The sequence below is a fragment of the Bradyrhizobium sp. UFLA05-89 genome (assembly GCF_059803475.1).
In genome coordinates, this window is sequence record NZ_JBANBA010000040.1 from 12,224 (window position 1) to 37,110 (window position 24,887).

The 24,887-nt window shown below is 57.9% G+C and carries 20 protein-coding genes; 6 read left to right on the forward strand and 14 right to left on the reverse strand.

Annotated features, from left to right (window positions below; all coding sequences use genetic code 11):
- Positions 1 to 39 precede the first annotated feature (39 nt).
- The 11 genes from SO139_RS21480 to SO139_RS21530 form a co-directional block, all read right to left on the reverse strand.
- On the reverse strand, positions 40 to 672 hold the full coding sequence (locus SO139_RS21480; RefSeq protein ID WP_449382850.1) for a hypothetical protein: 633 nt from the start codon (positions 670 to 672) through the stop codon (positions 40 to 42).
- Between the two features lie 70 nt (positions 673 to 742).
- A complete protein-coding gene (locus tag SO139_RS21485) occupies positions 743 to 2,173 on the reverse strand; it encodes an O-antigen ligase family protein (protein ID WP_498540545.1) in 1,431 nt (476 codons plus the stop codon).
- A 94-nt stretch (positions 2,174 to 2,267) separates the two neighbouring features.
- Positions 2,268 to 2,912: a hypothetical protein gene (locus SO139_RS21490; RefSeq protein WP_498540546.1), complete on the reverse strand. Its 645-nt coding sequence runs from the start codon at positions 2,910 to 2,912 to the stop codon at positions 2,268 to 2,270.
- 90 nt (positions 2,913 to 3,002) lie between these two features.
- Positions 3,003 to 5,423: a polysaccharide biosynthesis tyrosine autokinase gene (locus tag SO139_RS21495; RefSeq protein ID WP_449382847.1), complete on the reverse strand. Its 2,421-nt coding sequence runs from the start codon at positions 5,421 to 5,423 to the stop codon at positions 3,003 to 3,005.
- A 648-nt stretch (positions 5,424 to 6,071) separates the two neighbouring features.
- Positions 6,072 to 7,055, reverse strand: coding sequence for an NAD-dependent epimerase/dehydratase family protein (locus SO139_RS21500; RefSeq protein WP_449382846.1), 984 nt, complete (start codon positions 7,053 to 7,055; stop codon positions 6,072 to 6,074).
- A gap of 189 nt (positions 7,056 to 7,244) precedes the next feature.
- Positions 7,245 to 7,682, reverse strand: coding sequence for a VOC family protein (locus SO139_RS21505; protein WP_449382845.1), 438 nt, complete (start codon positions 7,680 to 7,682; stop codon positions 7,245 to 7,247).
- Between the two features lie 10 nt (positions 7,683 to 7,692).
- The gene (locus SO139_RS21510) at positions 7,693 to 7,932 is read right to left on the reverse strand and encodes an acyl carrier protein (RefSeq protein ID WP_449382844.1); all 240 of its coding nucleotides are present in this window, start codon (positions 7,930 to 7,932) and stop codon (positions 7,693 to 7,695) included.
- A gap of 41 nt (positions 7,933 to 7,973) precedes the next feature.
- Entirely contained in the window at positions 7,974 to 9,119 is a 1,146-nt protein-coding gene (locus tag SO139_RS21515) for a hypothetical protein (RefSeq protein WP_474799320.1), read from the reverse strand.
- A 1-nt stretch (position 9,120) separates the two neighbouring features.
- Positions 9,121 to 10,560, reverse strand: coding sequence for an MBOAT family O-acyltransferase (locus SO139_RS21520; RefSeq protein WP_449382842.1), 1,440 nt, complete (start codon positions 10,558 to 10,560; stop codon positions 9,121 to 9,123).
- A 50-nt stretch (positions 10,561 to 10,610) separates the two neighbouring features.
- Positions 10,611 to 12,416, reverse strand: a complete 1,806-nt coding sequence (locus tag SO139_RS21525; protein WP_474799322.1) for an HAD-IIIC family phosphatase — start codon at positions 12,414 to 12,416, stop codon at positions 10,611 to 10,613.
- Positions 12,417 to 12,906: 490 nt separating this feature from the next.
- A complete protein-coding gene (locus SO139_RS21530; RefSeq protein WP_474799324.1) occupies positions 12,907 to 13,404 on the reverse strand; it encodes a hypothetical protein in 498 nt (165 codons plus the stop codon).
- Positions 13,405 to 13,705: 301 nt separating this feature from the next.
- Here SO139_RS21530 and SO139_RS21535 point away from each other — a divergent pair, with 301 nt between their 5' ends.
- On the forward strand, positions 13,706 to 14,776 hold the full coding sequence (locus tag SO139_RS21535; RefSeq protein ID WP_449382839.1) for a glycosyltransferase family 2 protein: 1,071 nt from the start codon (positions 13,706 to 13,708) through the stop codon (positions 14,774 to 14,776).
- A gap of 16 nt (positions 14,777 to 14,792) precedes the next feature.
- On the opposite strand, the gene SO139_RS21540 is transcribed toward SO139_RS21535, so the two are convergent.
- Both SO139_RS21540 and SO139_RS21545 read right to left on the reverse strand, forming a co-directional pair.
- On the reverse strand, positions 14,793 to 15,578 hold the full coding sequence (locus SO139_RS21540; protein WP_449382838.1) for an FkbM family methyltransferase: 786 nt from the start codon (positions 15,576 to 15,578) through the stop codon (positions 14,793 to 14,795).
- Positions 15,579 to 15,618: 40 nt separating this feature from the next.
- Complete coding sequence (locus SO139_RS21545; protein ID WP_449382837.1) at positions 15,619 to 16,926, reverse strand: O-antigen ligase family protein; 1,308 nt, start codon at positions 16,924 to 16,926, stop codon at positions 15,619 to 15,621.
- Between the two features lie 244 nt (positions 16,927 to 17,170).
- Between SO139_RS21545 and SO139_RS21550 the strand changes: the two genes are divergently transcribed.
- The 5 genes from SO139_RS21550 to SO139_RS21570 all read left to right on the forward strand — a co-directional run bounded on the left by SO139_RS21550 (position 17,171) and on the right by SO139_RS21570 (position 23,209).
- Positions 17,171 to 18,514, forward strand: a complete 1,344-nt coding sequence (locus SO139_RS21550; RefSeq protein WP_498540556.1) for a glycoside hydrolase family 16 protein — start codon at positions 17,171 to 17,173, stop codon at positions 18,512 to 18,514.
- A gap of 396 nt (positions 18,515 to 18,910) precedes the next feature.
- The gene (locus SO139_RS21555) at positions 18,911 to 20,461 is read left to right on the forward strand and encodes a lipopolysaccharide biosynthesis protein (RefSeq protein WP_474799327.1); all 1,551 of its coding nucleotides are present in this window, start codon (positions 18,911 to 18,913) and stop codon (positions 20,459 to 20,461) included.
- A 1-nt stretch (position 20,462) separates the two neighbouring features.
- A complete protein-coding gene (locus SO139_RS21560; RefSeq protein ID WP_474799329.1) occupies positions 20,463 to 20,675 on the forward strand; it encodes a GDP-mannose 4,6-dehydratase in 213 nt (70 codons plus the stop codon).
- On the forward strand, positions 20,656 to 21,612 hold the full coding sequence (gene fcl, locus SO139_RS21565) for a GDP-L-fucose synthase (RefSeq protein ID WP_474799331.1): 957 nt from the start codon (positions 20,656 to 20,658) through the stop codon (positions 21,610 to 21,612). The genes SO139_RS21560 and fcl overlap by 20 nt, the downstream gene beginning before the upstream one ends.
- A 454-nt stretch (positions 21,613 to 22,066) precedes the next feature.
- Positions 22,067 to 23,209: a polysaccharide pyruvyl transferase family protein gene (locus SO139_RS21570; RefSeq protein WP_474799333.1), complete on the forward strand. Its 1,143-nt coding sequence runs from the start codon at positions 22,067 to 22,069 to the stop codon at positions 23,207 to 23,209.
- 10 nt (positions 23,210 to 23,219) lie between these two features.
- Here the strand turns inward: SO139_RS21570 and SO139_RS21575 are convergent, their stop codons facing one another.
- A complete protein-coding gene (locus tag SO139_RS21575; RefSeq protein WP_474799335.1) occupies positions 23,220 to 24,860 on the reverse strand; it encodes a putative Ig domain-containing protein in 1,641 nt (546 codons plus the stop codon).
- Between the last annotated feature and the right edge of the window lie 27 nt (positions 24,861 to 24,887).

Genomic DNA, 24,887 nt, shown 5'->3' on the forward strand with positions numbered 1-24,887 from the left:
CAAACGGCGAGCATGCATGGACTGCTGACCGCATCGTAATCAGCCGCGCAGTGTCGCAAGGAATGACGGATCGATCGATTCGACAGCGTCTTCCAGGAAAGCCTTGCCGAGGTCTGATGCCCGCCGATAGGCCGACACGAGTGCTGATTTCGATTCAGGCTCTCGGGTCAAAATCAGCCGAACATCGTTGCGTACGAGGTCCTTGACGTCCGGAATGGCCAGCGCATCGGAGCGGCTCGCTATGTCGATCCGCACTGGGATCAAGCGCTGGTCGTTTGGCGCGATATAATAAGCCATCTTCAGCGCCTCGACCGCGACGGGATCGTGGGGGTCGCGTTGGGCCTGAAGCAGCGCCAGCGCCAGCCACAGTTCAGAATTGTAAGGCGCGATTGAGAGCGTCCGCCTGACCCTGCCGATGGCGTCTGCATGCTTTGTCGATCGCACGGTCGCCGGCTTTTGCTGACCAGACTGGATCGCCTGCAGAGCGGCGATTAAGGCATGATTGCTCTCCAGCTCCGATCCGAAAGGAGAGAGCGTTGCCAGTGAGGAGGGCAGATCTTCAGTCCAGCGCGAGCTAATCCTGGCTGCATCGGCAGGAAATGTCGTGTGCTCCAACGCCATCACCTCTGCTATGGCCAAGACCATCGCATGGGATCCGATGATCAGCGCCAACGCAGTCAGAAGAATGCGAAATCTGCGTGAGGAGGTCATTTTCGGCGGGCTAGTTCGATGTAAGGCAATCTCATGGCGCGAGCCTGCTGTCGCCTAACGGTTGGCGCACGCTGGTCCGGCCCACCGATTGTGCAAGTCCAAGTCCGACCATCACTGCCACGACGATCTGGATCGTCGGGCTTGAGAGACTAGAATCGAGGAAACTCTCGCAGAGTACGACCAGAATGCCGGCGGCCGCGGCAGCCGCGAAAAAGAAATCGCGTCCTCGCCGTACGGCGCCGCGAAAGCTAACGAAGAAGAGCTGGGCGGCGAAGCCTGCCAGGACCACAATCGCCAGTCGTCCCGACTCGATAGCGATCATGATTGCGGTGGAAGGAGGTATCGCCAACGCTCCAACGCCAAACTCCTGATAGGCCATCGACGTCAGCCCAAATGTTCCGATGCCATTCCCGAACAACGGTGCATCAGAGAGCAGGTGTTTTACCGGTGCGACCGCTTCCGGGGAGAGGTTGGCGAATCGAAGGAGGCTCGAACCACCGGATTGAGAGTGCGGTAGCGCCATGAGGCCGGCCATTGCTGCAAGGATTGAAAACAAGATCGCCGATGGCCAGGAGCGAAATCCCAAGCGGCGGACAGCGGCGATGAAGACGAGGACAGTCAATCCCCAGCCAGTGACCGCCAGCAAGGCGCCTCGTTCGAGGGTCGCCATAGCGGCGAACGCCACGGCAATTCCGAACAGACCGGAAAGAACCCCGACCCACAGCTGGAGCGAGGCCAGATTGTGGATGTCCTGTTGGTGCAGGTGATGTTCGAGTGCCCGGGCAACGAGCGCACCATTTGCCAATACTGCGAGCGCAGCCGCTGCCGAAAATGGGCTCGTAGCGGCGCTCGTCCCGGAAATCATGCCGGTGAACAAACCGAATCGGCGGAGCAGGACCTCGATCGACATGAAGGTCGTTACCGCGCACAACGCGAACAGGATCGTTTCGGCCCTGTGGCGATCCTTGGTGATGATGACGGTCGACACCACCAGCGACACATCAACCAGATAGTGAAACAAGCTCTGCAACGTTGCGCCGGGGGCTACGCTGATGCGGCCAGGTAGGGATGGCTGGTTCAATGCGACCGAAGTCGCCGACCAGATTTGGTTTGCAAGCGAAACAGTGGGCGCCGGAAAAATTTGCAGCGCCATCCAGACGATCGGAAGCAGGACCACGGGCAAAAATTGCTTCAGCAATTGTGCAGCAGACGCGAGTTCGGCCTGCGGCGACCTTGCCGCCATGGCCATAGTCATGGCGGCAACGAGCGCAACCATATGCTGTGCGAAGGCGCCGTTTGCGATCGCCAAGATCGGAGCCGCGGCCAGCAATGTGATTAGAAGGTAATGAGCGATCGACAAGCCGCGAGACTTCGAAGGGGAAATGGAGTTCACCGCGGCAAAGGGCTCACGTTGGCGCCTATCCCATAGGCGAACATGTGAATCTAACGCAGTCTTGCTCATTGCGCTGTTCGTTGAGAATGTGACTGATCATCGGTCGGTGGCGCGCCACCGGGCCGAATGCAGTCGATTTGCGGGATTGATGGGCATGATTGAATTACCGGGCATGGCAGTTTTGCAGCAAGTAACGTAGGGCCGTAGCCAGTCCGGCGATTGGCACCGCCCCGCGGATGGCGCTCGGCTTGGTTCCGATTTCGACGGCAAGCTCGTTTGCGTTCTGCCAGTCGCTGGCAGCAAGCTTGGAGGCATCGGCGGGCAGTAGCAGCGCCACTCCGCCCTGGATCACCGTTGCTTGGAACTCTGCCTGCTTTTCTCCTGCTATCAGGGTCACGTTCGGTTGCGTCGAGCGGGACAGGGGGTCGAGAACGATGAGCACAACTTCGATGCCGTCCTTACCGCATTGCAAGTTCAAGCCCGCAAGGCGCGCATCCGATTTGGCGCCATCGACAACGTGCATCACTGAAATGGCGTCGGCGCCACCGTCGGGATTTCTGCTCTTGACCAATCGCCAACCGCCCTCAAGCTGTGTCGACTGGCTGCCGGCCTCGACCTGCCTGAGCGCCTCTTCGTCGCAACGTCGACGCTGCTCGGCGTCGACGCCAGACGCGCAGTTCAGAATACCCGGACGCAGCGGCTCGGCTCGGCCGGAACCATACGGCAACACCAAGACACCAGCGCAGAGCAAGATTATGCGCATCATCATGAACGCAGACGTAACCTCCGCCGGAGTCGAATTCTTCATGTCGTACTCTAAGGCCTGTTAAAACATAATCCATCGCGCCGCATGACACCGTGATGTTGTGGGGCGATAGCATCAAGCCAAGCTTGAACGTCAATCGACGTAACCATACCTCTTGTAGTATCGATTGCGATAGTAGGCTGCGCCGTATGTATCGTAGCGGCTCATCACCGACACGTTCACCTTGTTAAGAACTGCACCCAGCAGACGCTCGCGCACGATCGGCGTTTCACCTAGCACGCGCTCGACGATATCCACCTTAGACTTCGCCCATTCGATGACGAGAATATAGGAGTTAGCCAGCCCCCTGGTCGCCCGAACGTCGACGACCGGCGCCAGCGGACTAAGGTCGAGAACGATGCGATCGTAGTGTTGGCGTAGCTGTTGGAACAGGTTTTCCATCTCCTGCGAGGCCAAAAGGTCGCTCGAATTCGGGAAACGCGATGTGACCGCACAAGGAAGAAAATGCAGATTTGTCTGGGGGTCGATCCAGACCACTTCCTTCCAGTCGGCCTGACCGACGACGACGTGGATCAAGCCAGCCTGTGCAGTTGGCGTGAGCCTTGCGGTGAGGCTTGGATTGCGAATGTCGCCGTCGATCAGCAGGGTACGGCAGCCGCTTTGGGCCAACGTCTGAGCCAGGGCTTCGCTGATGGTTGATTTGCCCTCGTTCGGAAGGGCTGAGGTAATCCCCAAAACCTTGTTGGACGCCGAACCGTAATTTGCAAGATCACTGGCCAGCTTGATGGACCGAAACCCTTCTGCGAAGCGCGAAAACGGGGCGTTGATCACGTACCGCCCGACGCTCTCCTCGGTCGAAAGCAGACGGTCGCGGTGTGGCTGCGGATGACCGGAACCCGCCGCCGATCCCGAGAGTGGCGAGGTCGTGCCGGATCCGCCGTTTCCAGGCGGCGCCTGCTGCGGCTTGGGCTTGCCGCGTTTACCGAATCGCCATGCCGCCTTGCGCGGTTGCGCGGGAAGGGCGTTGACCACACCTTGCTCTATGACAGGGATTGAGGCCAGACAGCTGGTCTGCACGAATTGCTCGACCTGGGAAACAGTTCGGAAGACGCGATCCATCATGTCGAGCAACATCGCGACGATGCTCGCGAGAATCGATCCGCCTACGAACGCTGCGAGCAGGATGAGTGTCGTCTTTGGCGACGTCTTGTTGGGAAGAGTCGACGCGGCCTGGGTGATCACCCTCGCTTCAGTAATGGGAAACGATTGCTGCTGAACCGAGACCATGTACAGCTGCAGGAAGTTGTCAGACAGGGCGCGGGCGCTCTGCGCGTTACTTTCGAGATCCCTCAGGACGATCTGGGCCTGGCTGGTGTTGTTCGACACCGCGATGGTTTCGTTCAAGCTCTTCTGGCTGGACTCTTCTCGCGCCTTGGCGATTTCAAGGTCGCTCTTGTAGACCTCGGCCGTACGTCGCAGCTCATCGATAATCGAGCGCCGGATTTCACGCATCTGATTGCGCAAATTGACGACGGCCAGATGGGTCGATCCATATCGGTTCGACCAATCTGCCTGCTTGGCGTTGTACTCGAGGTAGGTCTGTCGCAATTTGGTGATGACCGGGTTAGCCATCGTCTCGCTCACGGTCGCGAGGTCGTTCAGAATGACCGTCGAATCCTCAGTGTCCGCATTCAAAATCGTGGTGATGCGTTCGAGCTTGGCTTGTGCCTCGGCTCGCTGGCTACGGGCCGTTGTCAGCGAAGTGTTGATTTCGGCGAGTTGCTGCTCGGTCAGTAGTCTCCCACCTGCGTCGACGATGTTGTTCTTGGCCTTGAAGTCGGCGACTGCGCGTTCGGCGGTGGATGCTTGCGACCGCAACTCCTTCAATCGGTCCTGCAGCCAGACCGCCGCGCGCCTGGACGCCTGATATTTCGACTCCAGCGAGTCCACGATATAGCCATCGGCGACCGCGTTGGCGATCTGCGCGGCCTGCTCCTGCGACAACGCCTGAAAGGCGATCTCGATAACATAGCTCACGCCGACGCGTTTGATGCTGAGGCCGCCTGCAAAGCGCGCGAGAGCTGCGCGCAGCAGTTGGTCTTCCGTGGGTGGCTTCGACTCCGAAAAAAGTCGGAAAATCGCGTCGCTGATGCTACCGAGCACTCCGCCGCCGCCGTCGCTCATAAACTCCGGCGACTCGACAAGCTTCAGGTCCTTGATGACCTTGGAAGCGATCGCCTCGGACTTGAGGAGTTCGACCTGACTGTCGACCATCGCCGAATCGATCGGATTGTCGCCGCCGCTTGTCGTAGCCTGCGTCTGCAGGCCCTGCATCTTGCGGCTGTCGATCATCAGGATGGCCGTGCCGGTATATCGTTTCGTCGCCGTGAACACGTAGACGCCGGCAAGAAAGATGCACAGGAGCAGCGTGAAAATGATCACGGGATACTGCCGGCTGAACAGCGCTAGCGCAGAGGAGATCGTCTGCTCCAGCGATGGGGCCTCGGGCGCAGTGGAGTCGATCTCGCGAGATGTGATTTTGGTTTGAAGCATCCGGCTCGCCTACGTGAACCTATTGTGATTTGCGATGTATGGCATCAGCCTGGCCGTGCCCCCGCGCTGAATCTGTGAGCGTGTAACGCGCCGGAGCGAACTGCCTGACGTCAGCAAAAGTTCGACACGGCGGATACGGTAGTCGAGATCGCTGCGCTCGTGAGTTGACCGGTGCCGCCGCCGGCATCGATGGAATAGCTAGTCGGATTGTTTGACAAGTTGTTGGCCAAGGAAGTTTCGGCAACGCTGCCGGGCGCGATCGGTTCCGTTCGCCGCAAAGTCGTCATAATGCGCATCTCCGCCAAACCGCCCAAGGCTGCGACTGTCAGTCAGGATGACCTGCACCGCCTTGGAAGATCATTGGTTCGCCGATCTGTTGGATAGAGATCGAGCAAGTCCCATGCCGACTAAATGGAACCGGCGCCGACGAACCCGTAAATTCTGCGATGCAATATCGGCCTGAGTGTGACGGGGCGGGCAACGAATCGAAAAACCGCAGTGGGCGGAAGTGAATCCTGCCTGTTCGCTGCGATCGACCACGAACGGCCCGATGCGAAAAAGCCCGGCTTGGGAACACCCGCCACCAGGGCGAACGACTGTTCCGAAGTTCCACCGAATTGATCGTGAAACAGTCAGGCCGTCGATATCTCAATCAAAATCCTCGATGGAGGATTCCCGCTTCCATTCCGCAAGCGAGCTTGCCAGGTCGTATTCGAACTTGAAGCCGCTGGCGACGAGGCGCTTCGGCATAATGTTCGTGGAAAACCACAACTTCCTGATTCGGTCGCGATTGATGCCCGTCTTGATGCCGACAGCGTGCAGCATCTCGAATGGAAGCACGGCGAGATTCATTAGCCATACCGGAATCGTGATCGTTGGCTTTGTGTATTTGGCAGCTTTGGAGAATGCCGAACAGATCTCGCTGATCGTGTAGCGTTGCTCGTAGCAGAAATTGTAGATCGATAAGCTGTCGTTGCGAGACGCCATGAAGAACATCGACGAGACCAAGTCCTTCACGTAGCCGCACGACTTGATAGTGTCGGTTCGGCCGGGATAGATGAAGGCGCGTCTTTCGAGAAGCCGCGACAATCGCGTGAAATTGCCCCGCTCGTGGTGTCCGTAAATAACAGCGGGGCGAACGATAGTGAGCCGTCTGTCCGAGGCTTCCGATTGCCACAGACGATGGATCGCCTCGGCCGAGAGTTTGGAGCGTCCATAGGCGCTGACCGGCGCCGGTGTCGCATCCTCGTCAAGCGGGGCTTCGGTGGGACCGTAGATCGATATCGAGCTGGTGAAGACTATACTCCGGCTGCCCGTCTCCCTCGCAAATCGGCAGACGTTCACGGCGCCCAGCACATTTGTATAATAGTAGTCACCCTCCGGGTGACCCGGGGTGACGTGAATCGCAGCCAGGTTGAAGATGTCGGCAGGCATTCCGTCTCCGACCTTCGGATCGATCGGCTCACGGACGTCATGATGGACATATTCAACGCCATCGACGCGCGCCCTTGGCTTGCCGATATCGACTGCGACGATCCGGTCGTAGCTCCCGGAAGCGACCAACCGCGTCATCAGATGTGTACCGATGAAGCCTGCGCCGCCGAACACGATAGCTTGGGTAGGATTGGACATTATGGTTCGGGCCAAAGTGCGTGAAGCCTACTGGATCAAGTGCGACGAATTTGCGGTCAGAGCGTGGGAGTGCCGGAGGACGCGAGGCACGCCAAAGCCGCGTAGAATTCGGGCTGTGCGACTAGGGTAATGGGGTAGAGATCGGTGGTCATTCGTCTGACGGTATCCTTTCGATCGGATGATTAGAGGTCAGACTGGGACGCCGGTCTCCAGCATCTCGATGAGGCCGAAGCCGGCAATATGATGGAACGACACTTTCTGGCCTCCAAACAAGACCGCCGGCGCGGGGGAACTCACGGGAACGATTTCGATTCCGGAGGCAGCCAGGGACTCGAGTGCCAGTTCGGCATTTGGGCAGGCGTAGCACAAATGATAGATCATGGAACCGGTTCGCTGGACGAGGTTGTCGATCGGAGAGGGGCCCTCACTCGGCCAGATCACTTCGACATCGGGCATGAGGGGATGATGCTGCATGGCGAGGTTGACCCGTTGTATGGGATCAAAGGCCGAGTTTCCCGGGGTGTAGCCGATCGAAGCCAGGAACTGAAACGCGGCTTCAGGGGATGCGACCGCGAGTCCCAGATGATGGAAGGCAAGTCCAGCTAGTGCAGGAACGACACGGCCCACTTTTATGCTCTCATGCTTTCTTCTCGATTAGAGCGGCGAACTCTCCGACATTCTTGAGGTTCCCGATTTCTGAAGCGGAAAACTTCACGCCGAATGCCTTCGAGACCGCAAGTACCAGGCGGATGTGGGACAGGCTGTCCCAGCCATCGACGTCATCTGCCGTGGTCTGCGGCGTAACATTCAATTCGTCCTCGTCAAACACCTCCCGAAAAATGGCAGTGAGCTTGCTGTAGAGCTGGGCATTTTCCATTTGTCTTATCCTTTGATGGTGGTCGGCTCGCGGATCACGTCTCAATTGGATTTCGGGACAGCCAATACGCGTTGGGAAGATTGGAGGGTTGCGACCGGTGGTTCTGTATCGTCCTTCTCTTTCTCCTGGCAGACGAATGAGTTCAGCACCATGGCGAGCCTGGTAGACCATACTTGAGCCAGGTGCCGCTTGGCGTGGACCTCGTCGGAGTAGTCCAGGTTCTGGTCGAGATCATCCATGCTCAGCGACACAAAGTTCGGGCGGTGGCCAAATTGCTGAACTACGTCCTTCAGGGCTTCCTGGTAACCTTGTTGGTAAGGGCTGGCATCCCGATGCCAGGCAGGGATCGGCAGGTCCACAAGCACGACCTTCTCATCGGAGGCCAGTAGCGCCTCGATGGTTTCCTTCAGCACGTCGACCTGCGCATGGGAAATCTCATCCTTGCCGCCCATGCTCACTTTCCAATACTCCAGTGCCTCCTGCTGCTCCCGCTTTGACATAACGACGCTCTCGCGCTCGTCATCGGTGCGCTGCGCGGTAGTCCGTCCGGTAAGGACCAAACTGACGCCGGCTCTGGCTTCACGCGCGATCTTTTCGAAAAGCAGGAACGGACGCAGCGCTGTCGTGCCCCAGTCCAGCCATTTCGGCGGCAGCACCGCGACGGCTCCATCCGGCGTGCGTCGGTAGAAGCCATATCGGTATCGCTCGATATCGACGTCCGTTTCCCCGCGATGGCGATCGCCTTCCGCATATCTCACGTCTGAATCGACAAACATGCCGAACCAGGTGCCAATGACGAAGGTGTTGAGCCGGCGATTGTGCTCGTTCTGTACTTCATGCACCAGATCAATCACTTGCTTGACCTCGGAAATGTTGGCGCCGCCCATCCCGAGATTGGTCACGGCGGCACAGCCGAGATTCGCCTGCACCATCGCTTGTCGAAAGCCGACGCTTGTGTTTGACGCTCCGACGAGAATGACCTTCCTGTCTGAGTTATTCAGAACGCTACGGCCGAGGACAACATATTTCGGGACCGTCATGTAGAGGGTTCGTTCCGCGGCTTGGAAATCCCTCGGGCCTCCTCCTGAAGGGTCTTGAAACACCAGGAACGATGCGCCGCCGAGCAGCGCGTAAAGGAAGGCAAATGACAACAAGGTCAGCGCGGTCTGTCGAAGGATGTGTTTCACTTCAAAACGCCTTGTAGACGAAGTCCGGAGCCTTGTGCAGCAGGGTGGCGACGGCGACGATTGCCATCATCTTGCTTGCCAGGGTTAAGTTCCTGACGATCTCCCCACTCTGGATCGCCGAAAGAGAAAGCGGGATGTGTACGCGCTCGCGGATCAGATCGAGAGCCAGAGCAGCTATTGCGAACGTTGCACTCAATACGACGAACGTGCCTAGTACGCCGGCGACACCGAGGCGTACCAACAGGTCGGTGAATTGAGGCAACTCCGTGACCCACAGGCATGTGAGAGCGAGTGCGAAATAGCCGACCGTCAGGCCTCTGGCAAAGTAGATGTAGGTGGTGGATTCGGTAAGCGCCCGATAGCGCTTTTTACCCAATCGCTTGATGCAGGCCTCCTGCCAGAGCTTGTTGATGCTCGCGCCTGCACCCATCAGCAAGCCGTAGATGACGAATACCGCCGTAGTGCCGTGCCACACGCCCATGACCAGGAACGTGATGAAGAATGCCAGGACGCCCAGGTAAGCGGTCAGGGCAGGAGAGGGCAGCCATGCCATGAGAAACATCAGAAGCGGGTTGAACAGATAGAACTTGAACCACTGTGACAGCGTCATGTGCCACCGCTGCCAGAATTCGAGGAAGCTGCTCGCCGTGAAAGGTTTGTCGAAGTTCTCCGGCAATGACTGTCCGAGGAGGCCCCCGATACCGATCACGATGTCCATGTATCCGGAGAAATTGAAATAGAGATAGACCGTGTAGAACGACGCGGCCATGGCGTAGACCGCACATAGCTTGAGGAAGGGTACAGGCGCCGCCTGTAACAATTGCGGGCTGAGGAACGAGAAGGCGTAGTCGGCGGTGGCGGCGATAATGACGAATTTCAGGTAGCCGGTGACGATTCTGGAAAACGCGCCGTAAACACTGGATGTGTCGGGCTTTCCCACGGCCTTTCCGTCCGTCTCGCTGAAATCCTGATAGCGCTGGATGGGACCGGAAACGAAACACAGAAAATTGCAAGCGTAGCGAAAAAACGCGAACGGGCCAATTCGCTCGACCAGATCTCCCGACCGGACATCCACCATGATGTGCAATATCCGGAACAGGATGTAGGACAAGCCGATGGTCATGTAGGGGAACGGCAGGTGTCCAAGACCATCGAAGAAAGAGAAGCGTTTCAGGTAAATATAAGAGCAGAGCACGGCAACGACGCCGAATGCCAACACGACAGACGCTCGGTAAACATAAAGCATGCACACGCAAGCGTAGCCGAGCGCCAGGAAGGCGAACAGCGGCAACACTTGTGTGAAATCGGTCAGATAGCTGGCGATGAATATGGCGTTTGCGGCCGCAAGGACCACTCGCCGATAGAAAACTGACTCACTGATGTGGAAAGCGACGATTGTCGCTGCGACGAAAGCGAAGAATATGGGCGATGTGAGACTCATCGATGGAAAGCTCGGAGCTGTCTGAAATTGCACTGCAAGATTGATTCCAATCACGCCAGCTCAAGCTGCGACTCTTCCTGTTCGACCGTCATCGGCAACTGTTCCAATTCGACGTCCGTGCCCAGCTCCCAACGACTGCTCGCGTCAGAGCCATCATCTATGCGCATGAAACCCAACTTTCCGTAGTGTTCACGGACCATCTCGTTGCGATCGGTTGGAACGTAGTGGCCCTCGAGGGTTTCGATGCCTGCGGCACGCGCTCGGCGTACGATCTCTGCCAGCACCGCCTGCTCCACGCCACGACCTAACACGCGGCAGCTCATCAGCCAGCTATCGATCGTCCATCGTGCGAAACCGGTTGCCCGGCAAATCACGACACAAATGAGACCGTTATCGCCGAATTTGTCGATTAGCCTCGCGTGCAGCGTCATTGCGGCCGGATCCGTTTCGAGTTGCTCGACTTGGGATTCGGTGTAGCGCCGCGTCGTCAAGTTGAATTGATTGCTCTTGTTGATGAGCTGGGTGAGGCGGGCGCGTGTCGTTCGATTGAAGGAGCCAAAGACGATACGCATTTCCAGCGATCGAAGATAAGACTGGAGGTCGACGGTTTGACCCTGCAAGCTCAGTCGGCGCGCATTGGCCTGATACATTTCGGCGCGCGCGCGGTCTTCTTCGGAGAAGTTGATCGCTTCAAAATACCCGGCCGCAGCCAACGTGCGCGCGTAGGTGGCCGGGTCACTCTCAAGTTCGGGGACGGCAACCTCCGGAAGCTCTTGCCGGATAAGCTCGCGTTCGACCGGATTGTCATCGAGGAAAACAAACGAATCGAGCCCGAGCGCGAGTTCTTTCGCGATTGCGCGAATGTTGGTCGCCTTGTCGTTCCAATTGGCTTGGAATACCGCGATATGCTCTTCCTTCAGGAGCATGTCCGGGTGTTCCTTGAACGGCCTTCTGGCGACGCTGTCGGTATTCTTTGAGCTTACCGCCAGAACGATGCCGCGCGCACGTAGCGCGAGCGCGAGTTGCTGCACGGAAAGATGGGCCTCACCGGTCGCGTCGCCTTGGGCAATCTGAATGCCCTCCATTCCGTCGTCTCCGATAACGCCGCCCCAGATAGTGTTATCGAGATCGAGTACCAGACAACGGCGACTCTTGCCGCGCATCGCCTCCATAATCCGCCCTACCTGTTCGGCGTAAAGCGGCACAAAGGCGTCAGCGAATGGCAATTTCGCGAGATTCCACAAGGCAGGGGAATGCCAATCGGCCAGCCCGACCGTCTCAGCCATGCCTGCAACATCAAGTAGCATGTCGGTCGACTGCAGGACCGACTGGCTGATCCTCTGATTGACACGATCGACCAGATTGCGTGCTGTTCCGGTCAGCGCGCGGTCAAAGGATCCGAACAACCCCTCGGGAGGCGGCGCCAACGTCTGGACGATGCACGGCGCGCCGCAGTTGCGCGATATGCCGGCGCGGATCGAATCGAGAAGTCCGATCGCGGCATCGATAGATTCGTTTGCAAGCTGCTCGTTGCCCGGAGAAGGTTGCAGCGCGAGTCCGCGATGATCGAGGGCGACCAGGACCGCATCGGGGCGCGCCTTGTTCATGGTTGACTCCGGCGTCAATGCATCCTGCAAAAACTGGTCATACGCTCCTGTGATGCATTCGAGCGCGAAGCCGTGACGCGCGGCCGTTGCGACCAGGACCGGAACGATAAGATCGAGCGTGCCATTGCCGATCAGGCCGAGGCGAAATGGAACCAGGGGGGCGAGCGATTGGCCACTTTGTTGAGCTGACTTAATAACGCGACCCAAGCGCGACGATTGGCGTTCATCCAATGCGTGTGTCGCCAGCAATCTGACTTGTTTTCCCAAGTCGCCAGAATTGTTCGCAAATTCCCTGCAGCGTGACGCAAAATCAGAGGGTGGTTTTGGAAGCCACGCCAATTGCCGATACAGTTCCACGGACACGGTCGCCCCCACTTGTTTGGCATTAATTCTCGAAGGCCGCTTACGACCTCCGACGCAAGCGCCAAGCCCGCAAAGGCTGATCGCTTGATATGCAGTTGCGCGTAGCGCGGTACGGTTCCCGCCACGGCTCGTCATTTAGATTTGGTAGATTTGGCGAAAAATCGGGGCAGGAGTTGGTTGGGTATCCAATCATCGGACCGAGATAACAAGATCGTTACCTACCTGTGCGTGCGACGACCTCGTCGGTTCCATCCGGCTCCTCTGCGGAAACGGCAATATCGAGCGGATGCTCGCGCATTCGTCGCGAGAACGATTGTATTTCTCATGATGAGGTGTGAGGACGATCACTCGTGGCTGCTCGGCTGCGTTGGCTTGCTCAATAGAGCTCGCGATATTCGAATTGAAAGTTCGGTGCTCCGGCCGCGATCCCCAGCGTTCTCTGCAGCTTCTGATAGCCTGCGAGTGGAACGATGATGCAATCGGTGCTGCCGGCATAGCAAACCTGAACCCGGATGGCGTCACCGCAAATGTTTTGAACCAGGACAATCTGGTCGACGATCTTGGAATTGTTAGCTTGCGGATGCGTCAACGGGTGGACCGATATGCAAAGCTTTCCGTCCACCGTCTTGTGATTTGGAGCGTAGGTGCCTTCCATCGGCCGAATCGAACTCGAGGGCCGAGTGGAAATACCTGAGCCGCCATACATCGGTTGAGATGTGCGGCCGAAGCCGGATATTTGAGCATCGGCCGTCGCTGCAAGCAGCGATGAAGCGACCACGATGCACATCGCCACGTAACGATCTGTGCGCGTTGATCGGTTGTTACGCATCCTCACTGCTCGCTCTGCATAGATATCGGTCAGGACGAACCACATCCGACGTATGATCGCATCTAACATGTGATGACAGCTGAGGCCGGCTCGACAGGATGCCGCGCTCGTCGGCGGCAGGATAGGGTTGTAGTTACGGCAACAGAATGACGAACGAATTGTTCCCTAATTGCTGTGACCGAATTTCTGCCGTTTCCTTGCGATTGAAAGGGGTGACGGCACTCTTCAATGTCAGGCCACCGAACACCCGTCGACTGTGATACTCTACCGGTCATCATATGATGAGTATCCACAACGCGAGCATTATCGACGTCTAATGTTGAAGGAGATGCCAGGACACACTGTGTTGCGGGACGCCGAACTGGCGGCCGTACCGAGTCTGTCGGTCATCATCCCGAACCACAACTACGCTGCTTACGTGGGATCTGCGATCCGCAGCGCACTGGACATACGATGGCCGAAGGTCGACGTGGTCGTTGTCGATGACGGTTCGACGGACAATTCGCTTGCGGTCATCAACGAATTTGCCAACGAGATCACAGTCATCAGCCAGCCGAACGCAGGTCAGACGACGTCCTGTGTCAACGGCCTTCGCAAATCCTCTGGCGACGTGATCATATTTCTCGACTCGGATGATATCTTGCATCCCGATGTGATGACCGAGATTGCGTCCGTCTGGTCGAAACTCGCGAGCAAATATCAGTTCCAGATGCGCGTGATCGACGCAAAGGGGCGGCCGACTGGAAATGTCCTGCCACAGTACTTCTCCTCTCCGACCTCAGAGGACATCCGCAGTTGGATGATAACGACTGGTGCCTATCCGACCCCGCCGGGGTCGGGAAATGCCTACCCGCGATGGTTTGTCGAGCGTGTTTTCGGCTTTGAATCCGACTTTGTCGATCGCGCGCCGGATAGTTATCTTCTGGCGGCAGCTCCCGCGTGTGGCGATATCGTGACGATCACCAAGCCGCTGGCAGACTATCGCGTACATGGCCTCAATCACGGGGCCTTCCTTCAATTGGACGATACGCGCTTTGCGAGAGAGATCGACCTCACGCGGCGGCGCTACGAATTCTTTTTGGAGGTGGCGCGGACGATGAACCTGCCCGTGAGGCAGCACGCTCTGAACAGGAACCTGACATACTTGTGCCTGCGGACGGCGTCATACCGGTTGCGGCCTGACATTCATCCCATCGCGCGAGACACTGCGAGCTCGATTTTGGCTGATGGACTTAGGGCATTCTTTTACCCGCAGGGCTTTTCGACCTCACAAAGTGTTTCGCTGCTGCTGTGGATCGTTTGCGTGCTGGTCAGTCCATCACGTCTCGGGCGTCAGCTCGTGGGCTGGCGATTTGTACCCGCGGAACGGCCAAAATGGATAAAGTCAATGCTGAGGCGGCTTCGCGTCCTCCGATAAGGACGCGAAGCGGACTCTATTCAGGACGAACATACACAATATTTTCGCCATCCAGTATCATATCGAAATCTCTTCGACCCATGGCCTTCTGAAGCGTTCGGCTTGTTCGCCTGCCAGGCATAAGCCAGTCATGCGGTTCTATGATGATCATTGTTGTGCGATCAATCCACTCGGTGTTTTCCGAGAAGAGCTCCTGTTCAAAGCCTTCAATGTCGATTTTGACGATGAGCAAGACGCCGTTCGGTACCATGGCCAGCGCGTCATCAACGGTGAGCACGCGTACTCCCGTGTTGGAGCGGCTTGTCCGTGCGCCCCAGGACAGTTGGGAGTTTGTGACCGTGACGAAGCCGGGGGCTACGCCGATCGCAGCCTGGACGACAAAGGTATTGGGGCGATCGCCGATATTCTTTTGGAGGATTTTGACGTTATTCTCCTCGGGTTCAATGGCAACGATGGAGGCCTCGGGTAAGGCCTTCCGAAACCAAAGCGACGCCGCTCCGATATTGGCGCCTGCGTCAACGATTACGGGCTTGGCGCCGCGCTGCAGGATTTCTGAATACGAAGCCTCGAGTCTGGCCCTCACTGCTGGATAGCAATAGGCCGCATATTTCGGCGAACCAAAGATGTCCCGAAACGTCGACACGTCGCTTTCGCGAGGACGAAGGTAGACACTGCCGATCGAAGGAAGGAACACGCGCGATGCATTCGCGCCGGTTATCCGTGCGACGTGGCGCAAAAGAATTCGAGGACCGAAGAGTCGTACATCCTCGATATTAAGGCCAACGTGATACCAAAAGCTCATTGGTCGTGATCCCTCATCAGTCTCCGCTGAAGTGGTACGACTATGCCATCTTCATCGGTGTCATTTCCCCGCGATGCCAGGGCAAATGGCTTGCGGTTGCCGGCCTCGCAACGCCGGAGCGTCGATGTCGCTTGGGCACCAACGTCAACAACCAAACGATAACGGCAAATTCAGGCTTCAACAGCTGCCCGCTAACAAGCCAGGTGAACAGAAAGTAGTTGCAGGCCTCGACCCGCAGGTCGCTCGAATGTAGCCGAAGTACGAAAACTGACAAAACCAGCGCAAATCCAAGCACCCCGTACTCGTAAATGAGTTTCGCCCAGGTCGGATCATTCACCTCGTACTTGACTTTGAGTAGGCCGATTTCCCGCAGGTAGCTGCCGGCCCCGTTGCCAAACCACGTCGAAAAGAATCCGTCGTCGAAGCTGTGCGCGATCATGTCGAGCGGCGCTACAAAGCGGGCGTAGCCACTCGTATTCGGCATCGTAAATTCGTCGAGCCGGTTCAGCCAGACGTTCAGATATGGAATGTCGGCGCTGTAAAGCGTGAACAGCACGACGACCACGCCGACCAGACATGCAACGAAGACTGGAATGCGGGCCGGCGACCGTGGAAGCAGAAGCCCGGCTATGATTCCGATGACACCCGAACCGGAGAATGAACTGACCAACCCGCCCGCAAGAACGCCGAGAACGAGCCACCTGGCCCTCGTGCAATATTCGAGGATGATGGCGAGGGCCATCACCAAGGACAGAGTCGATGATTCGCGAAGGAAGAAGCCGTTTGCCTTTATCAAGCCTGCGTCTTCGCGGCTATAGGTATAAGCCCCCTCGCTCCGTATCGCCTCGGGGAGCACAAAGTGAATATTCGTGATGAAGGGACTCTTCACCGCGTTTACCGCGACGATCTGAACAATGGAAATCACGGCAATCACTGTCGCCGCAGTCACGAACGTGCGCTGGATGTAATCCTGCACCGGCCGCGGATCGCGGGCGCTTCTCAAGCGGAAGCAGAAGGGCGCGTACAGGGCGGATAGAAGCAGGAGCGACGTCCACGTCCCCGAGGTGTCGGAAAACGACATGCGGAAAGCCGCCAAGGCGATCGCGCTGATGAATAGCAGCAATGACAAAACGCTCAGCGATACGTAGCCGGAGACGAGGAGATAGGTTGCAAATAACGCGTATGAGATGAGATCCGCCGAGATCGGAAAGGTGCCCAGGTTGTAGGCAATTTGCGACAAGAAGAGAGGAGATATCACCGAGATCCAGACTACAGCTTTTCCGGCTCTGTCCAGTTCCATCTCCATCCGAATGGCCGATGTTTGGCCGGCAGGAGACAGCTCATTCATCGGCATATCAAAAGTCACTTATGCTGCCCTTTTGGTAAGTTGTGTTGCTTCCAGGCATGCCCGGGTGCCATTGACCCAAAGGCCTTTATTTGCTGCAGGCGGGAACTGAAGATGGTGGCCACTATCGTTCCTCAAAGCGTGAGAAACGTAGTTGGCAATCAATGCCATGTCGACGCAAAAGTGTCGCAATATTCGCATGTAGTTCCGGTGAGACTCGATCGAACGCGGACCGGAGACATCAGTGATGATTGCCGATTGGCGCAAACAAATCTTGAGTATTGTTCCGATCGTGCTGATTGTCGCGTCGGCTGGACCTGCGCGCAGTGCCGGTTGGGAACTGGTGTTTTCGGATGAGTTCAACGGCGACAAGCTTGATCGAACGAAATGGGCGACCCGATACATCTACAACAATGAAACGATGGACCGGTTCAATGACGAAAAGCAACGCTACCGCGACGACCACGTGGTGTCCGGGGGTGTACTGAGCCTGACCGCAAAAAAGAACGGGGGCTCGGATACGTTCGATTCCGCGATGATCCGAAGCCACCAGACATTTTATTATGGCTACTATGAAGCGCGGGTCTTTCTTCCGAATGCGCGCGGATCGTGGCCGGCATTCTGGCTCGAAGCCGATTACGACATCGATGGAAAGTTTTGGCATCCGCCGGAGATCGACATTTTCGAGTACGTCATCAACGGCGTGGAAGACAAGCCGAACATGCTGCACTCGAACGCGATGAGCCAGGACAAGTGGACGCCGCAGTCCTACACGTATGTGGACAGCTCGTTCGTGCTCAAGTTTCAGGACATGGTCAGCAAGGAGGACCTGAACAAGGATTGGCATATTGCCGGCTTCGTCTGGGCCCCTGACCGCATTTCGTTCTTCTGGGACGGCCGCCTTGTCTACACGCGCATGTACCAGTGGCTCAGGAAGGACGGCCAACTGGGGCCGCCTGCACACGTCGATCTCAACTTTGCCGTCGGTGGAGCGGGCTGGGCGGGCCGGCATGGAATCGATGACGCGGCTTTCCCGCAGGCGTTCAAGATCGACTACGTTCGGGTCTGCCAGTTCACGTCCTCCGCGCGTGGAGGCCGAAAATGCGGTCCGAGCGAGGTGACGCCGGATCCAACGGATTTTGGATACACGGCAGCGCTCAACGACATGCCCAAGCCGACATTCCTCAACGTGACGAAGGTCGTGGCGGACAAGCAGCCGAATGCCGGAGTATTGTCGCTAAGCACAACCGACCCGCTCAAGGTCGAAATTCCGATCAAGGTTCCGGAAGACTATCCGACAAATCGAACGCTTCAAACGTACGTCTTCGACGAAACAACCGGCGCCGTGGTCGCATCGGCCAGGAAGCCGCTGCAGGTCTCTCGCAAGGAAGGGGAAGATGGCGCCAGCGTGATCGAATTGGCGCTGCCGGCTTTGCCTCGTGAAGGGAACTATATTCTGGGCAGCAAGCTCACGGCCGAAGTCGCGGGCGAGGTCGGCCCCAAAGAAGTTCCCGTTGCCTGCGACACCCAGGTGATCCAACCCAAAAAAGCCAGATCTTGCCGCCTATTGTCGCTGCATGTGCGCCGCTGACCGGAACGGTGTATCCAGCGCGAGCACAACTTTGTGTGATCTGGATCAAGCCGAGTAACGCCGATTGCGGTCGGCTGCCTGCAGGTCGGTCTGGGTTTTGTTCTGTCTGTGGCAGGAAAGCGCGCGATGCGGCTTCCTGCCAGAGGCGTTATCTTGCAATGGTAGTCGTCCATGAACTCTAAGGTTCGCACCGTCAGGCAAATCCTCCGTGGCGCATTGCGCGGCAGCCCTAGCCGGCTTTGCGGTCATCGCACGTGGAGAAGTGAACATCCGCATTCCTGGCTGACGGCCGTCGAGGAAGAAGTGCTGATGCGAAAGGCGCCGCTTCAATTCGGCAGCCGTGACGCGGCGTTTGCTCGCGCTGGAAACCATCTGTCAATGAACGAGCATTGAAAAATGGTCGCTGTCGGTGCGAAAGCGGCGCCTCCGTTGTCGAAGAGTTCAATCGCCATCGGAGCTGCCTGGATCGGCGTGAGTCGGGTGGTGGTCGCCACTCTCGGCTTCCTGAACACGCTGATATTGGCGAGGATGCTCACGCCGGAGGATTTCGGTCTGGTCGCCGTCGCGACGGCGATCATTGCTATTCTGGCGTCGATGACCGAGCTGTCCCTGACATCGGCGCTAATCCACCACAAGGATCCAAGTGAAGATCAGTTCCACGCCGCCTGGACGTTGAGCCTGGCTCGCGCCTGCCTGCTCGCACTCTTGCTGTCGTTGCTCGCTTATCCGGTGTCGCTGTCCTACGGCGATGCTCGTTTGATTCCGATCCTATTGGTGCTGAGCTGTTCGGTTGCGATATCAGGCCTTCGAAATCCGATGCTCGCGATGATGCAGCGCCAGCTCGTGTTCTGGCAGGAATTCGTGACGAGCAGCAGCCGGGCACTCGCAACCATCCTCGTCTCCTCTGGGATCGCCATTTTCTTCAGGAGCTACTGGGCTCTGATCGCCGGGGCCGTCGTCGCCAACCTCGTCGATGTCGTCGCTTCCTATCTGATCCAGCCGTTCCGGCCAAAATTCCGGATAAGGGGCAGCCGCTCCCTATGGTCGTTCTCTGTGTGGCTATCGCTCGGGCAGGCGGTCAGCACGCTGAACTGGCGTTTTGACCAGATCATCATCGGATACTTTCTCGGTAAATCCACCCTGGGCGGATACGTGCTGGGCAGCGACCTGGCCGCCACGCCGACCCGAGAAGCCACAAACCCGCTTGCAGGAACGCTGTTTCCTGCGTTCGTGAAGCTGAGGGACGACAAAGCCGCCCTTCAGCGAGCTTATCTGTCGGCGCAATCGATGCTGTGTGCGATCGCCTTTCCGGCGGGGTTCGGCTTCGCGATGATCGCCGATCAATTCGTTCCGCTCGCTCTGGGTGATGCCTGGGCAGGTGCGACAATCGTGATCCAGCTTCTCGGTGGCGCAATTGCGTTGCATACACTCAGCGCGACCGTCCAACCTCTTGGTCTGGCCCTTGGGCAGACGCGCAAATTATTTCATCGCGACGTTGCGGTCCTGATCGTGAGATTGCCTTTCATTGTTGCGGGCTTGTGGGTGGGAGGGTTGCTTGGCCTGCTTGTCGCTCGTGTGGCGGTTACGCTGGGCGGTGTCGTCTACAACATGGTCCTGGTCCGCGAATTGATCGGCACCTCTGTCTTCCGGCAATTTCTCGTGAATCTGAGGACAGCCTTATCCACGTGCACGATGATCATCGTCGGTCTTCTAACCAATTGGGCTTTCATCACATTCTTCGGCCACGAGTCTCACGTCTATGCTCGGTTGACCGCTGTTGTTCTCGTGAGCATTTTTGCCTATGTCGGGTCAGTGTTTGGATTCTGGCGGGTGGCGGGTTCGCCGACCGGACCTGAGCGTGAGATCCTGCGGATCCTCGGCGTGATCGCCAACAGATTTGGGAAAGTGGGAAAATCGTCGATGATGACCGCGCAGTCGGGTGAGTGATATGAATGAACGCTCAGGGAAGGTCATCGTGCGGATCGACCCGACTTATCTCCGCCCCACCGAAGTCGATCTCCCGATCGGCGATCCCAGCAAGGCGCACGAGAAGCTGGGCTCGAAATCCAGGGCTCCGTTCGCGCAACTGGCCAAGCAAATGGTTGCGGGCGATTTACGCGAGGCCAGGCGGGAGATTGCCAATGGCAAGCACTCCGTTTGAGCTGGCCGGCAAGACCGTTTTCGTCGCCGGGCATCGCGGCATGGTCGGCTCCGCGCTGGTGCGGCGGCTTGCGGAGGAAGATGTCGAGCTGCTGACGGTGTCGCGGAGCGAGGTCGACCTGCGTGACCAGGCCGCCGTCGACAGATGGTTCGCTGCAAAGCGTCCGCAGGTAGTGTTCCTTGGCGCTGCCAAGGTCGGTGGCATTGTCGCGAACAATACGCTGCGCGCCGAGTTCCTCTACGACAATCTGGTAATCGCAACCAACGTGATCCACGCCGCGCACGTCAATCGATGCGAGAAGCTGATGTTCTTCGGCTCGTCCTGCATCTACCCCAAACTTGCCGCCCAGCCGCTGCGCGAAGAGTCGATGCTGACCGACGCGCTGGAGTCGACCAACGAACCCTATGCAATCGCCAAGATCGCCGGCATCAAGATGGTAGAGGCCTATCGCAGCCAGTACGGCTCGAACTTCATCAGCGTGATGCCGACAAACCTTTATGGTCGCGGCGACAATTATCATCCGGAATACAGCCATGTCGTCGCCGCGTTGATCCGACGCTTCCACGAGGCCAAGATATCGGGGGCGAAGAACGTCGCGGTGTGGGGCACCGGCACGCCGCGGCGCGAATTTCTCTTCGTCGACGATCTGGCGGACGCCTGTATCCACCTGATGAAGACCTATTCGAGCGGCGAGCTCGTCAACATCGGCACAGGGGTGGATATTACCATCGCCGAATTCGCGCGCGTGGTCGCGGCGACCGTCGGCTATTCCGGCGAGATCAGCTATGACACCTCGCGCCCTGACGGCACCCCGCGCAAATTGCTAGACGTCAGCCGATTGATGCAATTGGGTTGGCAGGCCAAGACCTCGCTCGAGGATGGGCTCAAGCTCGCCTATCAGGCATATCTCAGCGAAAGCCGGCAGGCGACGGAGTAGGGGACGGCCGTGATTGCGAGTCAACGGTCGCGGAAGCTCGCTAACGAATCCGCGTGAGTGCTGCAGGAAGCGGCATTCCCGTACACTCGTTGCCCATGTTCGTTGCAACGAACACATTTGCCTGCCTTAAGACGTCAATAGAGTCGATTTTTGTCATGAATATGTGCGGTGTTGTCGCTACTCGCAGTGTTGCCGAGTCTTCCCTTCGGTTGCCAGGCCGACCAATTCGGTATTTTGGAACCGGGGCGGCTTCTGGATCGGCGGGGCGGCACCGGCGGGGACACGAGAGAGTGATAGAGGCAGACGCCGGCTGAGCGTGAAAGTTCGAATCTGATGCGTGACGCGGGGAGCACGGCAGCGCAAACTGTCCAGCGGTCTCGCTTGCTGCACGCAGATTCGTCGTTCGCTCTCCCGTAGCGAGTGTCTCGCGCAATCGCAGAGGTGGATTTGTCGAATGCGAAATGTTGGCGATGCATCGGAAGCCGTTCGATGCTGTGATGTGACCGACGGCGCCGAAGAGTTAAGGACGATGGCCGAAAGTCCCATAGAAACTCCAATGAAGGATTCTCGTACACTCATTGCAGAATTGCAGAGCGAGATCGACAAGGTCATCGGGCCTCATCTGGAGGGCGTCGAGAACTTTGCGCTGGTGGATTTCCCCAACCATCCGAATGTGGGCGACAGCGCCATTTGGTTGGGTGAAGAGACCTATTTGCAGCAGAAGCTGGGCAGGGCACCGTCCTACGTGTGCACCTACGACACCTGGGCAAAGGAAGACTTTGAGAGAGCCGTTCCTGCCGGACCTATCCTGATCCATGGTGGGGGAAATTTCGGCGACCTGTGGCCAAGTCATCAGGAGTTCCGGCTCAGACTTCTGTCGGAGTTTCCGGATCGCCAGATCATCCAGTTACCGCAAACCATTCACTTCTCCACGAAGGCAAGTCTCAAACGCGCCGCGGAAATCATCAACTCCCACAAAAAGTTCCGGATTCTGGTCCGCGACCTGCAAAGCCTGAACATCGCGAGAAAGGAATTCACAGCCGCCGTCGATCTCTGTCCGGACATGGCATTCTGCCTTGGGTCGCAGAGCTCACGAGCGGAGATTACTAGGAAATTGTTGCTGCTGCTCCGAACCGATCACGAGAAGGGGGAGCAGAAGCGATCTCGCCCGCTCCCGAGCTTTGCAGTCGTCGAGGACTGGCTTACGGAACAGCGAGGCTTGGGAAAGTGGCTCTTGCTTCAGGCGCTGCTCGAAACATCTCTTCGCCTGTTCAAGGGCAGGATGCCGTCCGAGCTCGACTTGCGTATTCGGTGGTTTCATCTTTTGGCGTCGAACCGGGTAGCCCGCGGAATGAAGCAAGTTGGATCGTCGGCCTATGTGATCACGGACCGGCTTCACACGCACATCTTCTGCGTGTTGTTGAATGTGCCGCACTCGGTCCTTGACAACAATTATGGCAAGATCAGCACGTTCGTCGACGCCTGGAGCAAGCCGTTCGAAAAGCTGGGCCGGCCATTGAGCAGAAGTGTGGATGAGGCCGTCGCAACCTTTCTGGATATCTGCAAGAGCAGTCGGGTTCCGGCGGATCAAGGGTGACGGTCAAGCATCATCCTCCGTCCGGGTGGCTCGCCGGATCGTGCGCGTCGACGGCTAGTGTGGCCGCTCTCGTTGTTGTCTGGCCCGCGTTGTTTGTGCAGGAGATTGTCAGGTTGCCGACCCCTGTTGCCGTTGGTGTGCCGGTGATGAGCCCGGTGGAAGCGTTAAAGGAAAGACCCTGCGGTAGTCCTTTGACGGACAAGACCTTCGGCGTCATGACGCCGACGTCGCAGTCACCATAGACATCGTGGCGGTAGCCACCGCCCGTGGTGGCCGAAAGGGGACCGGTCGTCACGTTTGGGCCGCGATTGATGGAGAATCGCAGAGGCTCCATCGTCGAGCCGTCGGGCTTATAGCCATATACGACGACGTGCGACCGCCCGGCATTGCCCGTGCCGGTGGTGAAGTCTGCCCTGATCGTGCGCGAGGCCGCGTCGTACGAAATTCCTTCCGGAAATTGCGTGAAAGTCGTTTGCTCCGACATGCCCGGTTCGGAGCTGTCATAGGGCAAGACCTGGACGAATTCCGTAACGCTCGCATCGCCCCAGAGGGCCTTGGGGCTCGGCAGCACAACCTTGCCGTTGCCGTCGTAGTCGACATTAAGGTCTGCGACCGAAACCAGCGGCTTCCAATGCTTGACGCCTGCCGTCCGCCAGCCGCGGATCCAGTCGATATCGAGATAGGCCCCAGTCGTCGAGCCGGCCCACGCCTCGGCGTCATACGCCTCGCCCGCGAACGTGCTGTTGAAGATATGTGACGTCAGAAGAACATATGAAGGCATGCTCTTGGTATTCGAGTCGACGCCGACAAATTGGGCCCGAAGGGCGCCGTCGACATAGAATTGGGTGTTCCCCCCGTTCCGAAAGACAAAGCTGAACACGTGAAACGTGTCGTCCATGTAGTCGAATGGTCCGGCGCTGTTGTCGGTCGAGATTGCCCCCGACGTGTGGACGATATTGCTGAAATGCATGCCTTGAGAGTTGCACTCCAGATCCCACTCGTTGCCGGTTGGATTGAGCACGGGGGCGACCGCATAAGTCCAGAAGGTCGGATGAAAGCCGGCCGGATTTGTAAGCCTGGAGCTGAACCGGGCACGCATCTCGACAATGACTGCGTTGGTGGTCGGGTAGTATGCAAATGCTCCCGCCGTATGGATCATTGCGGAGAGATGCGGACGGACGCCCCCGTTGATGGACCGATCGGTCGGCGTTAGGAATGCCTGCTCGCGCTCTGTTGCCATGCGCGCTCCCAGCCGCAGCACCGAGTGGGAAACCGACATGTTGTCGAAACCGACCGCGACGCCGCGGTTGCGGTCTTTGTAGCCCGTCGCAAGCGGGTCGGCATCGAAGGCTGTCCCTAGCGACGTGGTATTGCCGCGGATGCCCGGATGATAGGCACCGGTCGGGAAGAATTTTCCGCGGGGATTTCGAGGACCAACGATGTCGAGATTGTCAAAATCATCGCCCCAGGACAGCGTATAGCCCTCATACAACCCAGTGCCATTTTGGCCGACGACGGCGCCGCCAACGACCTGATTGCTTCGATTGAAGGGCGGCATGGATTGCAGCCAATGTCGCAAGCCTTCGCGGTTCAAGGCCAAATAAAGTGCTGCGCCGGCGGCGACCAACGATGCGACGAACAGTATTGCCATGGTGCCGTTGGTTCGACGCTTTGATAG